Origin of the sequence: Flavobacterium foetidum (genome assembly GCF_004634245.1) — a bacterium.
GTDB classification, from domain to species: Bacteria; Bacteroidota; Bacteroidia; order Flavobacteriales; family Flavobacteriaceae; genus Flavobacterium; species Flavobacterium foetidum.
This window is the reverse complement of sequence record NZ_SJTF01000003.1, coordinates 284945-300334: the sequence shown is the minus strand read 5'-3', so window position 1 is coordinate 300334 and position 15390 is coordinate 284945. Positions and strand designations below refer to the sequence as shown.

At 35.7% G+C, this 15390-nt stretch carries 13 protein-coding genes; 5 read left to right on the top strand and 8 right to left on the bottom strand.

Annotated features, from left to right (window positions below; translation table 11 throughout):
* The first annotated feature begins 1 nt into the window (after position 1).
* From E0W73_RS06030 to E0W73_RS06010, 5 genes are all read left to right on the top strand, one after another.
* Positions 2-1609 (top strand): RagB/SusD family nutrient uptake outer membrane protein, encoded by a 1608-nt coding sequence (locus tag E0W73_RS06030; protein WP_135221186.1) that lies wholly within the window; start codon positions 2-4, stop codon positions 1607-1609.
* A 28-nt stretch (positions 1610-1637) separates the two neighbouring features.
* Positions 1638-2705, top strand: coding sequence for a SusE domain-containing protein (locus E0W73_RS06025; protein ID WP_135221185.1), 1068 nt, complete (start codon positions 1638-1640; stop codon positions 2703-2705).
* Positions 2706-3036: 331 nt separating this feature from the next.
* Entirely contained in the window at positions 3037-4134 is a 1098-nt protein-coding gene (locus E0W73_RS06020) for a glycoside hydrolase family 53 protein (protein WP_244248441.1), read from the top strand.
* A 75-nt stretch (positions 4135-4209) separates the two neighbouring features.
* The gene (locus tag E0W73_RS06015; RefSeq protein WP_244248440.1) at positions 4210-5169 is read left to right on the top strand and encodes a glycoside hydrolase family 53 protein; all 960 of its coding nucleotides are present in this window, start codon (positions 4210-4212) and stop codon (positions 5167-5169) included.
* A 143-nt stretch (positions 5170-5312) separates the two neighbouring features.
* The gene (locus E0W73_RS06010) at positions 5313-7748 is read left to right on the top strand and encodes a DUF4982 domain-containing protein (RefSeq protein ID WP_135221184.1); all 2436 of its coding nucleotides are present in this window, start codon (positions 5313-5315) and stop codon (positions 7746-7748) included.
* A 565-nt stretch (positions 7749-8313) separates the two neighbouring features.
* On the opposite strand, the gene E0W73_RS06005 is transcribed toward E0W73_RS06010, so the two are convergent.
* The 8 genes from E0W73_RS06005 to E0W73_RS05970 all read right to left on the bottom strand — a co-directional run bounded on the left by E0W73_RS06005 (position 8314) and on the right by E0W73_RS05970 (position 15323).
* Positions 8314-8709 carry a hypothetical protein gene (locus E0W73_RS06005; RefSeq protein WP_135221183.1) on the bottom strand — a complete coding sequence of 132 codons (396 nt, stop codon included), beginning with the start codon at positions 8707-8709 and terminating at the stop codon, positions 8314-8316.
* A 145-nt stretch (positions 8710-8854) separates the two neighbouring features.
* Positions 8855-9409: a YceI family protein gene (locus E0W73_RS06000; protein ID WP_135221182.1), complete on the bottom strand. Its 555-nt coding sequence runs from the start codon at positions 9407-9409 to the stop codon at positions 8855-8857.
* Positions 9410-9415: 6 nt separating this feature from the next.
* On the bottom strand, positions 9416-9823 hold the full coding sequence (locus E0W73_RS05995; RefSeq protein ID WP_135221181.1) for a c-type cytochrome: 408 nt from the start codon (positions 9821-9823) through the stop codon (positions 9416-9418).
* 20 nt (positions 9824-9843) lie between these two features.
* Entirely contained in the window at positions 9844-10686 is an 843-nt protein-coding gene (locus E0W73_RS05990) for a DUF5777 family beta-barrel protein (protein WP_135221180.1), read from the bottom strand.
* Positions 10687-10695: 9 nt separating this feature from the next.
* The gene (locus E0W73_RS05985; RefSeq protein ID WP_135221179.1) at positions 10696-11097 is read right to left on the bottom strand and encodes an OB-fold protein; all 402 of its coding nucleotides are present in this window, start codon (positions 11095-11097) and stop codon (positions 10696-10698) included.
* A 225-nt stretch (positions 11098-11322) separates the two neighbouring features.
* Positions 11323-13773, bottom strand: a complete 2451-nt coding sequence (locus E0W73_RS05980) for a TonB-dependent receptor (protein WP_244248439.1) — start codon at positions 13771-13773, stop codon at positions 11323-11325.
* Positions 13774-13857: 84 nt separating this feature from the next.
* Positions 13858-14757, bottom strand: coding sequence for a FecR family protein (locus E0W73_RS05975; protein ID WP_135221177.1), 900 nt, complete (start codon positions 14755-14757; stop codon positions 13858-13860).
* Positions 14758-14807: 50 nt separating this feature from the next.
* Positions 14808-15323 carry an RNA polymerase sigma factor gene (locus E0W73_RS05970; RefSeq protein WP_135221176.1) on the bottom strand — a complete coding sequence of 172 codons (516 nt, stop codon included), beginning with the start codon at positions 15321-15323 and terminating at the stop codon, positions 14808-14810.
* Positions 15324-15390: the final 67 nt, after the last annotated feature.

The window sequence follows — 15390 nt, the reverse complement described above, 5'->3', positions numbered from 1 at the left end:
CATGAAAAAATATATAGTAATAACCATAGTGGCATTGTCTGTTATGTTTCAGTCCTGTACAGATGATCTAAATGTTGTCTCCAAAGACGACGATGTACTTTCTTCTGATGTATTGTTTTCTACTCCAGATGGATATAAAAAAGCATTTGCTGGCGTTTACGGCAATCTGACTTTGACTGGGGTTATCGGCCCAAACGATTCTTCGCTTGAAGGTGTCGATGCAGGAACGAGCCAATTTACAAGATGTTTGTTGTACATGCAGGAATTAACGACAGACGAACTGGTTTGGAGTTATGAAAATGATGGAGGAACGGCAGAATTACAGCGCAATATCTGGACACCAGCAAATCCGGTTATTTTAGGAATGTTTAGCAGAACTATGGTTTCTGTGGCTTATGCAAATGAGTTTCTACGCCAAAGCACACCAGACAAATTAAGCGCAAGAGGCATTACAAATGCAGCTACTTTGGCCGATATAGCACTTTATCGTCAAGAGGTTCGTGTTTTAAGAGCCTATGCTTATTATATGATGATGGATTTATTTGGAAAAGCGCCAATGTATACCGAGAACGATCCTCTAAATTTTACAGGACCAGAAGTAAACAGAAAACAATTATTCGATTTCATCGAAACTGAATTAAAAGCGGTATTGCCCGATTTGAAAGCTGCCAGAACAAACGAATACGGAAGAGTAGACCAATCTATGGCGCGCATGATTTTGGCTAAAATGTATTTGAATGCACAAGTTTACATTCAGGCCAATCGTTTTAATGATTGTATTACCATGTGCAACGAAATCATAGCAAGCGGCTATACTTTGAAACCAAAATATTTGGACAATTTTAAAGCAGACAATAATACTTCTGAAGAAATCATATTCGGAATCCAGTCAGACGGAGCAGTTTCACAAAACTGGGGAGCCACAACTGTGTTGACAAACGGACAAATTGGTGCTTGGGAAAACAATGGTGCCGATTTTGGAATTGGCGGCTGGACAGGAGCGCTGAGAATCAGAAAAGAATTTGCTCAAAAATTTGATGGTGCAAAATTCAGTCAAGACACTAGAAATACAATAGGTAAAGGCGTGCCGGGAGATCCAGCAAAACAAAGGTCTATTGATATTGACGATATTGGTGTAAAAACACAAGGTTATATTTTGTCGAAATTTTCTAATAAAACTTCTACAGGAGTAAACGGAATAAGTTCTACGTATGCGGATACCGATTTTCCATTATTCAGATTGGCCGATGTGTATTTAATGTATGCAGAAGCCACTTTGAGAGGTGGAAACGGAACAACTACTCAAGCATTAAATTATGTAAATGCTTTAAGACAAAGAGCGAATAATAATTCGACTGTTGGGAACATTACTTTAAGTGAGCTGACGCTTGATTTTCTTATTGATGAAAGAGCTCGAGAATTGCACTGGGAAGCGCACAGAAGGCAAGATTTGATTCGTTTTGGAAAATATACTGGCGGTTCTTACAATTGGGCATGGAAAGGAAATTCTTCAAAAGGAATTGCGATTGCTTCTCATATGAGCGTTTTTCCTATTCCGGAGGGTTCATTGGGAGCCAACAGAAATTTGACGCAAAACACAGGTTACTAAAACTTTTTTAACTTAAACGATACACAAAATGAAACTTATATATAAATTTTTTATAGCTGTTGTTTTACTTACAGGATTTTGGTCTTGTGAAAACGAAGAAAATTTAATGATTCTAGAACCTCAAGAAGCTGCTTTTGCTTTGATAACTCCAGAAGGTGGCTCCTCAACTATTCTAAATAAGGAAACGCCCAACAATACGGCTTTGACTTTTACTTGGGAAAAGGTAAGCTACGGCACACCAACCATTGTGACTTACACTGTACAGTTCGCGGCTAGCAATACCGAGTTTGCGGCGCCGGTAGACATCACTTCTTCAACTTCTACGCACGCTTCTATTTCGGTTGCTGAGCTTAACACAAGAGCGCTTGCACTTGGACTTACGCCTGGCGTAGAAGGCACAATTGATGTGAGAATTAAATCTACTGTTGGTACAACACTTTCTGAGCCAAAACTTTCTACGCCAATTACAATCAATTTAACTCCGTATAGAGGTGTATTCCCTAAAGTCGATTTGTTTCTTGTGGGACCCGGAACTGCAGCAGGATGGAGCGTAACAAGCAACAATATGCCGATTTATAGAGATCCAAAAGAGAATGCAAAACACTATTATACAGGATTTTTTAACAAAGATGGGTTTAAATTAATAGAACAAATTGGATTCTGGGCTCCGTTGTACGGAACAAATGGTGCTAAAGTGCAATACAGAGCTACAGAAGCAGATACGGATCCAGGTGTTTTCCCGACTGCTGCTTCCGGCTATTACAGCTTTGAAGTTAATCTTGAAGAATTGACATACAAAATTACGCCGTACACAGGACCAATGACAACCTATGCAACAATTACGCTGACGGGATCGGTATTAACAGGCGATGATACGGGCTGGAGCCAAGATGTTGCTTTAGTAAAATCAGCATTTGATGGTCATATCTGGAAAGTTACTCAAACCTTGAAAGCTGGAAAAATGAAATTCAGAGCCAACAATAGTTGGGACGTAAGCTGGGGAGACAATGGCGGAGATATTATTGTTGAAGCCGGAAAATACGAAATCTGGTTCAATGACTTAGATGGCCGTTATATGTTTATTTCAACGCCATAATTGAATTAAAAAATAAGAGAGGTTGTCCGAAAAAGGATTGGACAAGAAAAAACGCTTCGGAGAAGTGAAATATTTATAGAAATTCATTTATGTCTATGTAAAAGAGCTCCAGAGGAGCGAAATATATAGTTTGTGTAGAAAAAATGTCGCTCCGCTGGAGCTTTGCTATCGATAACAATTCAATTTCTATAAATATTTCGCTCCTCTGGAGCTCATTAAAATATACAGATATAAAAACATAATAGATTGCCTAATGCATTTCGGTCAGCTTCTTTTTTATAGTAAAAGAACTTATTTTAAATTCAAAATTTCACTATTTATAACTTCTATCATGAAAAAATATATAAAGATTCTTGGAGTACTTGCTATAACTGCAATTCAATTTTCATGCTCCAATAATGATAATGCAGACACAGAACCGGTTAATCCGCCAGATGCAAGTGATACTTTTATCCGGGCATCAGATGTTTCTTTTCTGCCACAAATGGAATCTCTGGGAACTAAATTTTACAATAACGGAAAAGCCGAAGGGATGCTTACCACGCTAAAAAATGCAGGTTGTAATACGGTCCGAATTCGTTTATGGAAAAAACCTGTAAATGGACGCTCTGGTTTGAGCGAAGTAAAACAATTGGCTCAAAAAGCAAGACAAGCGGGTTTAAGAGTATGGCTTACGGTTCATTATTCTGATGATTGGGCAGATCCAGGTGTTCAGACCACTCCAGAAGAATGGAAAAATCTAAATTTTACCGATTTAAAATCGGCTGTTACGTCTTATACATCGACAATTATTACCGAAATAAATCCGGATATTATACAGATCGGAAATGAAATCAACAGCGGATTATTATGGCCACAAGGAAATCTTATCAGTAACGAAAAACAATGTATCGAAATATTAACTGCTGCAAGTGAAGTAGTTCGCAGTAAAGCGCCCAACACAAAAATAATGATTCATTATGCTGGTGTAAATGGCGGCGGTACAGATTGGTTTTTTACCAAAATGAAAAGTATTGACTACGATTATATCGGATTATCATATTATCCTGTTTGGCATGGTAAGGATTTAAATGAAGTAAAAAATACTATTGATGCTTTAGGAAAGAAATTCAGTAAAAAAGTTCTGATTGCAGAAACGGCTTATCCTTTTACTTTACTGCATAATGATCAGACTAATAATATTGTAGGAACAAGTGATCAGCTGGTGCCAGGATATCCTGCCACTCCTGCTGGACAAAGAACTTTTGTTATGGATATTAAAAACATAGTAAAAACATCGCAATATGGACAAGGCTTTGCGTATTGGGGCGGTGAATGGGTTGCATTTAAAGGACCGCAATCTACAAGTGGTTCTACATTTGAAAATCAAGCTTTATATAGTTTTGATAACAATGCCTTATCTGTAATGCAAGCTTTCAGTAAAGACTAAATCATGAAAAAAACGCTAAAAACTATTTCTTTTTTAATGCTAATTGGTGTTGCTTTTACTTCGTGTAAACCAAAAATGATTAGCGAAAAAAATTCCTTTTCAAAAGGAGCAGATGTAGGCTGGTTACCACAGATGGAAGCAACCGGTTATAAATTTTATGATGCAGACGGTTCTCAAAAAGACTGTCTGCAATTATTAAAAGACCGCGGCATAAATACCATCAGGCTTCGAGTTTGGGTAAATCCGAATGATGATAAAGCCAGCGGACACTGCAGTCCCGAAGAAACCGTTGTGATGGCGGTTAGAGCACAAAAAATGGGAATGCGCATTATGATCAATTTTCATTACAGCGATTCGTGGGCGGATCCAGGCAAACAAAACAAACCTGCAGCATGGGCAAAACATTCTTTTCCAGAATTATTGACAGATGTTTACCAGCATACTTATGACGTTTTGAAACTGTTAAAAAAAGCAGGAGTAACTCCAGAATGGGTTCAAGTCGGAAATGAAATTCCAGGCGGTATGCTTTGGCCGGAAGGCAGCACAGATAATTTTGGTCAGTTGGCGCAATTGCTCAATAAAGGGTATGAAGCCACAAAAGCGATTGACCCAAAAATTAAAGTGATAGTGCATCTGGACGAAGGGAATAAAAGTGAAAAATTCAGATGGTTTTTTGATAAAGCAACCGAAAACAAGGTCAAATATGATGTAATTGGTTTATCCTATTATCCATATTGGATCAAAACCGATTACCAAAGCACCATTTTAGATTTAGAAAATAATCTAAAAGATATGGCTTCGCGTTACAACAAAGAAGTTATGGTTGTAGAAGTCGGTGGTGATTTCGAAGCAGTACAAAACACAAAAGAACTGCTTGAGGCAACTATAAAAGCCGTAAAAAGTGTACCTAATAATAAAGGTTTAGGCGTTATTTATTGGGAACCGCAAGGCGAAAAAAGCTGGAGCGGTTATCAGCTTAATGCTTGGCTTCCTGACGGAAAACCTTCGCCTGCATTGGATGCTTTCAAAAATTAAATATTAAATTTACCATTAAGGAGTGAAGTTAATTAAGTCAAGATTTGTCAAGAAAATTAAGCATAACTTAATTTTCTTAATTATTAATGACAAAGCAGCGGCAAAGCTTTATTACCTTAATGGTGAAAAAAAGTAAAAAGAAAATGAAATTAATTATTAGGTCAATATTATGCTCCAGTTTGCTGTTTTTTTCATCTGGAAAAATGATGTCACAATCTACCACAGTTGTTTTAAAAGACAATTGGCGTTTTTCTAAAGAAGTTAAAGAAGACGCTTTTTCTGTAGATTTTAATACTTCTAAATGGGAAAAAGTCTGCGTACCTCATGACTGGGCTATTTACGGACCTTTTGACAAAGAATGGGACAAACAGGTTTCGGCAATTGAACAAAACGGAGAAAAAATTCCAACAGAAAAAACAGGTCGTACCGGATCATTACCACATATTGGAACGGGGTGGTACCGTAACACATTCTCTATTCCGCAGTTTAAAAAAGGAAAAAAAGCACTTCTTATTTTTGAAGGTGCTATGAGTGAACCACAAGTTTACTTAAACGGAAAAAAGATAGGAGAATGGGGTTATGGCTACAGCTATTTTTATATCGATATTACGAATGATTTAAAAGCAGATGCGGAAAATCTATTGGCTGTTAAATTGACTAATTTGCCTTTTTCGTCAAGATGGTACCCTGGAGCCGGACTATATAGAAATGTTAGTATTGTAATAAAAGAAGAAGATAGTTTTAAACAATGGGGAACTTTTATTACAACTCCTGAAATGAAAGACGATCATGCTGTTGTCGATATTAAAGCTGCATTTCAAGGCAGTAACATGTCGATGATTACGCAAATAAAAGATGCCGACAATAATGTTGTAGCGACACAAAAAGGCGGAGAAACGAAAGATCAAACAATCCATCAAATAATAGTGGTCGCAAAACCTCATTTGTGGAGTCCTGAAACACCTTATTTGTATACAGCGACAACCAAATTATATGCTGCAGATGGAACTTTAAAAGACGAACAAAATATAAAATTCGGTATCCGTTTTATTAAATATGAAGCTAATAAAGGGTTCAGCCTTAATGGTAAAGTAACGAAATTTAAAGGAGTTTGTCTTCATCATGATTTAGGACCTCTTGGTGCGGCTATAAATAAAGCAGCGCTTAGAAGACAGCTTACGATTCTAAAAGATATGGGATGTAACGCGATTAGAAGTTCTCATAACATGCCTTCTTTTGAACAGTTGGAACTGGCCGACGAAATGGGATTCATGTTTCTGGCAGAAAGTTTTGATGAGTGGGCAAAGCCAAAAGTACAAAACGGATATCATCGCTTTTTTCAAGAATATGCCGAAAAAGACATTGTAAATTTAGTGAGAGCTACACGCAATCATCCTTGTATTGTAATGTGGAGTTCAGGAAATGAAGTTCCGGATCAATGGGGCGCTGAAGGAGTAAAACGCGCGAGATGGTTGCAGGACATTTTTCACCGTGAAGATCCTACAAGGCCTGTGACCGTTGGTATGGATCAGGTAAAAGCCACTATGGAATCTGGTTTTGGAGCTTTGCTCGATATTCCGGGATTAAATTATAGAGTACATCTTTACGAAGAAGCGTATAAAACATTTCCGCAAGGACTTATATTAGGTTCTGAAACGGCTTCAACAGTGAGTTCAAGGGGAATTTATAAGTTTCCTGTTGTACAGGCAAAAAATAAAGAATACGATGATTTTCAAAGCTCTTCATATGATTTAGAAGCTTGCAGCTGGTCCAATGTTCCTGATGAGGATTTTGTGCTTCAGGATGACAAACCTTGGGTTATTGGAGAGTTTGTTTGGACTGGTTTTGACTATTTAGGAGAACCAACGCCATATGACGAAAAATGGCCTTCAAGAAGTTCTTATTTCGGGATTTCAGATTTGGCAGGACTTCCTAAAGACCGTTTTTATCTTTACAGAAGCAGATGGAATACAAAAGAGAAAACGCTTCATATACTCCCGCATTGGAACTGGAAAGGAAGAGAGGGAGAAATTGCTCCAGTTTTTGTTTATACCAATTATGACAGCGCCGAGCTTTTTGTAAATGGAAAAAGTATGGGTGTTCAAAAGAAAAACAATTCGACGCCACAGAACCGTTACAGATTGATGTGGAACGATGTAAAATATGAACCTGGAACCGTAAAAGTCGTAGCATTTGATTCAAATGGGAAAATAGCGGCAGAAAATGAAATTAAAACCGCTGGAGATCCTTATAAAATTGTGCTAGAAGCGGATCGTAAAACAATCAAAGCTGACGGAGATGATATTTCTTTTGTTACAGTTTCGGTGGTAGACAAAAACGGAATTCCATGTCCAACGGCTGTCGACGAACTGGAATTTAAAGTTACTGGAGCCGGAACTTATAGAGCAGCGTGTAATGGAGATGCAACATCATTGGAAATATTCCATGACAATAAAATGAAGCTTTTCAGTGGGAAATTGGTAGTGTTGGTTAAATCTATTAAAAATGCTGGCGAAATCCAATTGGAAGTTACGGGCAAGGGGCTTCAGAAGGGGAAAATAAAAATAAAGTCCGAATAGTGATTGCGCAGAGTTGTTCAGTTGCTCGTATGTTTATTTAATCTTTTTTGAGCCTTTAAATTAAAAAAGGTTATCGTTATGTTGCAAAAAGATGTTTCGAAATTAAAAATGCATTCTTAAAAATAAAGATATCTGAAAGCAATAAACAAATTAAAAATAGCATCATTTAACCCGTTGGGTGAAATTATTTTTTTCAATTCTATTAAATCAGCTTAGATATAAATCTGTCTAAATCTGCTTTAATCTGTATGAATCTGCGTGAAAAATTTATAAACAAAAGAAATTCACGCAGATTTTAGCAGATCTAATTAGATTTTAATTCTTAAATGAAGTTATTTTTACTCAATTTCACCCAACGGATTTATTTTACGCTAAAGATACACTTGGCGCACAATGGAGAAATAGCAATTATGCTATACATACAGGCAATATTTATGGTTTACCGACCAAGGTATTAGCATCTTTTGGCGCTCTTTTTTGCGCTTTACTCCAGTAAGCAGTATTTTAATTTGGTACGAGTTTTAAGAAAAAACGAAGCGCACAACTTTAGCTAATGATTTAACCATTAAATTTTAGGATAGAAATGTCTGAGAATGAGTTGTGGAGTTTTAATAACTTCTTTGCTGATTGGGTCAAACCATTTTACTTCTTTTGTAACTTCGGCACAGCACTCGTTTTTGGAGTTAAAAAAATAACTTTTTAGGTTTATTTTATCATCTATAGTACAATGTTTCAGTTCAACTAAAAAATGTTCGGTAAACATCAAATCTTTATGAGAAACTAATTCATGATTTCCTTCCTGCAAACTTAAATGCATATAATTGAGCCTCTCTTTTGAAAACCCGTTATAAAACAAAAAATGATACAACAATCGAAGGGTGTAGGATGCATATGCAGCATTTTCCATAACCATATAATCATTTACATCCTCTCCAGTAACAACGTAATTTTTGTAGATCATTTTAATTTGGTTTAAGGTTAAAAAAGAAGACCGGTATAATACAGTTTACCGGCCTCCAGATTAGTCATGTTATTAATCATTCAGATCCAAAGAGAATATATTGAGATGATTGCGTAATCTGAATGTATTCTATCCTTAAAAAAGATTATTTGATTAATAAAAAATTGTAACTAACTTTTATTTTTTCTGCAATTTTTTTTCTGACAAGACTTGGTATTTCGATATCAAAATCTTCTGGTTTAACTTCGAATGAGCCAACTGCATTAACTCCGTTTTGGACTTTAGAAATTTTCACAATCACAGAAATAGGTTTTGTTTTTCCATGAACAGTAAGGTCTCCCTTTAATGTGAAATTCTTGGGAGAGTTTGTGATTTTAGAAATATCAAAATCTTCTATTTTGCCTTTGAAAGTGGCTTTTGGAAATTTTTCAGATTCCATGTAATTTTCATTAAAGTGCTCTTCCATCAGCGCAACTTTAAATCGAAAACCCTTTATCAGGACCAGGCCTGCAAAATCTCCCGTTGTCTGATCAAGAATTGCCGAAACTGATTTGTTTTCGGCAGCAACTTCTTCGTATGAAGGCATAGACGCCTGAAACTTTATATTTCCTGTTTTTGTAATTAGTTTTTGTGCAAATGCTTGTGAATTAAAAAACATGATCAGTAGCAATGCAAAGAGATTAATGAATGACTTTTTCATAATTGTTTAATTTTCCTTTAGTCCGTCTGTATTCCATTTTACAATCAGGTCAATGTTAGCCTGAGACATTCTTCCACCTTGAGGCATAAGTCCCTGCTGTCCGTTTTGCAATTGAATTCGGTTTAATAAACCAGCACTTTCGACTGCCGCTTTTACCTGTGCAAAAGTGGTCAGCGGTCTAAAAGCCGCAGATCTTCCGCTGGAGTGGCAGCTTACACAATTAGCATCGATAATAGATTTTACATCTTTATTGTAAGTGACAGATGTTGTCGGGTTAGTCGGATTTGTCGGGTTAGTCGGATTTGTTGGATTTGTTGGCGAAGTAGGCGGATTTTCTATGTCCTCAAAAGTGTCAGAGTCGCTACAGCTTGCAAATACAGCCATTAAAATTGTAAGTAAGATTGCTTTTTTCATGATTTTTATTGTTTTAATTGTTAGAATACTCTGTATAGGTTAAAGCCAAAGAAGAAATCTCCTTTGCCCCAGTCACCAGAGGCATTAGTTAGGTAGCCGCTCTCACTCATAGATTGTGAGTTGGTAAAGATCAATTGAAATACATGTCCGCCTGTTTCAATATCTAAACCTACAGACAATGGATTTTTATAAAAGTCGGGCTTGTCAAAATTGTGCATATACTCTAAATTGACTGATAATCTTTTGGTGATTTTATAGCGCCCGCCACCTCCAAAAGAAAACTGGTTATCTCTTTCTATATCGGGATTGTAAAGGTTTTTGTGCAGAAAAGACGGTACTAATTCTAATGAGAATTTTTCGCTGACTTTTCTGGATATCAAAATTTGCTGCACATACGTCATACGATGTTTAAATTCTAATCCAGGATATTGGTCTTTTTCTAGAAAAGTATTGATATCTGCCACAGTGTATCCTACAATGTCCAAAGGAAAGTTATCACTTTGTCTTGCTACACGGTACTTTAGTCCGGTTTCGTACATTTTGTTTAAAGTATGTCTAGAAAGGCTTACTGAAAACCAATCTGTAACTCCGTAAATACCACCAAGTTTTGTGGTAGCATTGTCAAGGCCAAAAAAACTGTCAAAACCATCTTTAACAGTGCCGAAACGATGTGAGACCACAAAATAAAACTCTTTTTTAGCAGGCATTTTTGTAGTCTGCAAGGTTACCATTTGTAAAGCTTTAAAAGTTGCTGTAGCATAATTTTCTTCTACTTGTGTAGAATCCAGACTTTTTAGTAAATCATCCTGAGAATAAGCCAATGTTGCTAAAAACAGGCAGAACGGAACTAGAATTTTCTTCATAAATAAATATTATTTGTTTAGTTTATTAACACTGCATTGGTCTATTTTGACTTCTTGAAATAATTCGTCATAACCAATGCATTTGCCTTTAATTGTGATTTTTTGATCAATCATTTTGGTGTTTAATCTTTCTTTGAAAAGACAGAAAACCCCATTTTCAAGTATAATTACCGAATCGGTTTCTTTGGTTGCCTTACCTGTTATTTCGATGGTTTTGTTGAGGTATGAAGAATCTGCTTTTTTAGTATTAGAATTATAATCGTCAAGTAGTTTTTTTGCCGTTATACTACAATCAGGAGCTTCTGATTCTATGTTACGGGCTTCCTTGAAAACAATTCCATAAACATAGATGCCGGCAGAAACCATTAGGAGTAGCACTGCGGCTACAATTGCTGTTTTTTTTCTTTTCATAGGTTGTTTTTAATAGATAAACATTAGTTCAGATTTTGATTTTTGATGCAAATCATTTCTGTCGTTTATCGGATGTTGAATTTCATGCTTTAAACTGTGGCAAATCAAATGATGATTCTATAGTGAAACAGCCTTAGTACAGATTACCCTACCAAAGAATTGTGATTTTTTGAAAAAAAATAAAAAATAAACACAAGAGTTTTAAAAACTCTCGTAGGAATAAGGTTAATATGAAATTCTAAAACTCAGATTTGGAGTTCTTTGCAATGAAAAAGTATCAACTTCTTCTATAGAATTGGTTAAAGAACTAATTCTGTAATATTCGCTGATTTCATTCTTTCTGTTGAGGATGTTTAGGATAGAGATTCCTATTTTGTATTGAATTCCGTTTGCGGTTTCCCACTTGTAGGTTGACGAAAGGTTGACCTGCGAAAACATATGTAGATTGCTGTTATTGGGCCTATTGTAGACCAATACCGGATCAGAAAGATCAATTTGAGATACGTTTGGAGATGTTTTTGGTCGTCCAGAAGACCATTTTGTTCCTAAAGCAATCTTGAAATTGTTTTTCTCATAAATTCCTGCCAAAGATAAAGTATGGGTGAGTTCGAAGTTGTTTGGAAAACGCTGATACTCATAATTAGGAAAATGATAATTGTTCTCATTGTACGTATAACTTAGCCAGGTAAGAAAGTGATTGATTTTTTTCTGAATCAACATTTCTGTTCCCCAGATTTCATAATCGCCCGTTGTTCTAACAAATTCAAGCTGATTCTGAAAACCTTGGCTAGAGGTCGTTATTCCGGTCACTTTTTTGTAAAAGTTTTCGATGTCCAAAAGCCAGCTGTTTTTTTGATAAGCCAAGTTCAAAGACAGCTGTCTGCTTCTTTGTATCGGAATTGTACCATTGTTTGAGACAATCCAGCGTCTTTTTTCTATGCCAAAATAATCTTTCTGTAGATCAATAATCTGCTGTGAATTTTGGCTTTTGAGTTCGCCCAGCAATTCTAAGTTTAGACTTTTGCTGATTCCGTAAGCCACCTGCACTCTTGGTTCTGCAATATATTTTTTGAATTTTTCGATATAGTTAAGTCTAACGCCGCCCTTAAAATAGACTCGGGAAATGGTATCGTTATATTTTCCTTCTAAAATTACTGCATGAGTTCGTAAGACATCTTTTGTTTTGCGATAGAAAGCAGGATTAGTAACATGCTCTAAATTGGTAATACCGATTTCGTTAAACTGATAACCGTCGCTAAAACTAAATTTAGCGTTTAGAATATGATTGTTTTCTAAATTAACCCCATTGTTGTCTACCGTATTTTCCTGAACAACAATTTGGTTTCCATATGTTGTCTTCTGATTCGCCAAAAGTTCATACGAAGAATTGTAGACATTAATTTTCGTGGTGTTGAAGTTGTTCCAGTTTCTTTTCCACAACAAATTTCCGCCATAGTTCTGCTGACGTAAAACATTGTTTTCTGAAGTATTTATGTCGTAAACCGTTGCGCTCTGAAAAACTTCGAGATTGTCTTTTATGGTAATTAAGTCTAATACGATTTGATCTTTAAGGCCAATTTTTTGAGCATACTTCAAGGTTGCATCGTAAAAGCCAAACTTCTTGTCAATCTGATAATTTACATTTTGGTTCTGCGAAAAATCTGTTATCGTAGTGTTCTGAAATACTTTATTGAAATATTCTTTGTAAGTAGGGGTTTCCAGAAAATCAGTAATCGATTTGCGTGCAGAGATTTCGATATAACTTTTTTTAGAAAGATTATACTTGGCATAAACATCAGCATTGATCATGTTGATTCCGGCACTGAATGAATTTTTTTCTGCCTTTTCAGGGGTAGAAGAAATGGCTACTACACTAGAAACGCTTTCTCCATAAAAGGCAGAACTTCCGTTTTTGTAGATAGAAATCGTATGCGCGAGATTGGGATTGAAAACAGATATTAAACCAAAAAAATGTCCAGTCTGAAAGATTCGAATTCCATTCCACAAAAATAAATTCTGATCATGCGTGCCGCCTCGAACGTTTATGCTCGATACACTTTCGTCTAGACTGTTTACACCCGGAATCTGCTGCATGGTCTGCAAAGCATCAGGTTCAATAAGACCAGGAAGAATACCAAATTTTTTGGGTTTAATTTCAAGAGATCCGTCAGTGTTTTTTGAAATACCCGAAGCCAAAATAGAATTAGTTTTAATTTCGTGCAATTCAGTAATTTCAGGCTCAAGTAGAATTTGGAAGCAATCATTGGCATCTGTATTTCCGATTGAAATTCTCTTCGAGGCATAACCAACGTGAGTAATAATAAAGGCATTCTGATTCTCTTTGTTAAATTCGAAATAGCCGTCGGAATCACTGGTAAAGTGTTTTTTATTATTTAGGCCTATGTTTGCATTTTCAACAGGCTTTTTGTCTGCTGAAGATAAAATATAGCCACAGATTATTTTTGAGGCCTTATTCTTTTTATAGATATTGATGAATTTGTTTCCAATATTTTCAAAAGATAAATCGGTTTTTTCGGTGAGATATTCTAATTTTTGTTCTAAAGAAAGCGATTTCTTAGGGGGATTTAGTTCCAGACCTTCTATATTGTCTTCGGTGTAATTAAAGCTTACATCGTGCTGTTCTTCAATATCAGTTATTATTTTTTTAAAAGGCATAACTTTTTCTTTGCCCTGAGCAAAAAGATTCAGGACTAGAAAAAAGAAAAAAAACAAAAAATGAAATTGTTTGGGGCGGAACATTTATTTTTCGTCAAAAATTATTCTGTTGTTCGAAAGTTTTCTGGCTTCTAAATGATAAGTTGTACCGATAATCTGTAAAGCTGTATTGAGGTCTTTTGCAGGTAATTTTCCTGTAAATAGCGAAATAGTGTCTTTGGCGTTTAGATCGATCTTAATATTATACTGCCTTTCAACTTCATCTAAAATAGTTCTTATGTTTTCCTTATAAAAACATATCTGGTTATTCATCCATTCTGGTTGTAATGAAGTTACAGCTATTTTAACCTGTTTTCCGTTTTCAAAACGAACGCTTTGTCCGTGGGTCAACAGAATTTCAATATTAGAATAGTTTACTTTTACGCGGCCTTCGTAACATACAACATCAAATCTGTTCTTTCTGGCCTTAACGTTAAATTGTGTTCCTAAAACCGTTACTTTTCCAAGAACTGTCTGCACTTCAAATTTTTTGCCTTTTGCTACTTTAAAGTAAGCTTCTCCTTTTAATTCCAGATGTCTGTTATTGTCCCAATTCCATTTTTTAAAGTGTATTTCAGAACCTGAATTTAAGACCACTTCAGAGTTGTCCGGTAATGAAAAAGCAGTCTTTTTTCCAAAATCTGCAGTTTCAGTGTTAGATGCAAAAGCTTTTATTGCAAACGTAATTCCAAGAGCCATGACAAATAGAGCTGCGGCCTTAAAAATCCATTTTTTATACAAAGGGACTACTTTTGCAACTGATTTTTCTTGGCTTAAAATAGTAGACAGCATCGTATTTTCATCCAAATCGCCTGCTTCGAGGTGAGCGGTGTATTTTTTTATTTTTTGGTATTTTTCAAAATCGGGACTTGCCTCAAAAGCGGCCAATTCGTCTGGAGACAAATCGTCGTTGAGCCATTTTGCTAATAAGCGATTTTTTTTCATTTTATCGTATTATTTAATTAAAACAATTAGAACTAAATTTACCCTACTTTTTATAAATCAATTTCTTTACGTAAGCTTAACAGAGCCAAGTGAATTCGTTTTTCTACTGCCTTTACGCTAATGTCGAGTTCTGTGGCAATTTCGCTGTATTTTTTGCCATCAATCCTGTGCATCAAAAAAGCAGTACGCTGTTTTTCGTTTAAGTTCTCAATGGCTTTTAAAAGTTTTGCCTGAAATTGTTTTTCCTCCAAAAGATATTCTGGACTCTCGTTTGTCTTGTCTAGACCACTAAAGTTTTTTTCAAATTTAAGAACCACTTTTTGGTGCGCAATTTGGTTTAGGCTGCTGTTGTTTGCAATGGTATAAATATATGATTTAGCTTTTTCTAAAGGTACAGAAGCGCAGTTCTGCCAAAGCTTTACAAATGCTTCCTGCGTTATGTCTTCTGCTTGTTCTGCATTTCCAAATTTGTAAAAAAGAAAGTTTCGAAGCGCTTTTACATGACTTTTGAAGAAAGACGAAAAAATAATTTCATCACAAGTATTAGATTTGTTTTGATCTGGCATTTAAAGTTTCTATTTGTACAGCGCAAAAGTATTTGTTTTTAACATAAGTAGGGTAAAAGCAAAGCTG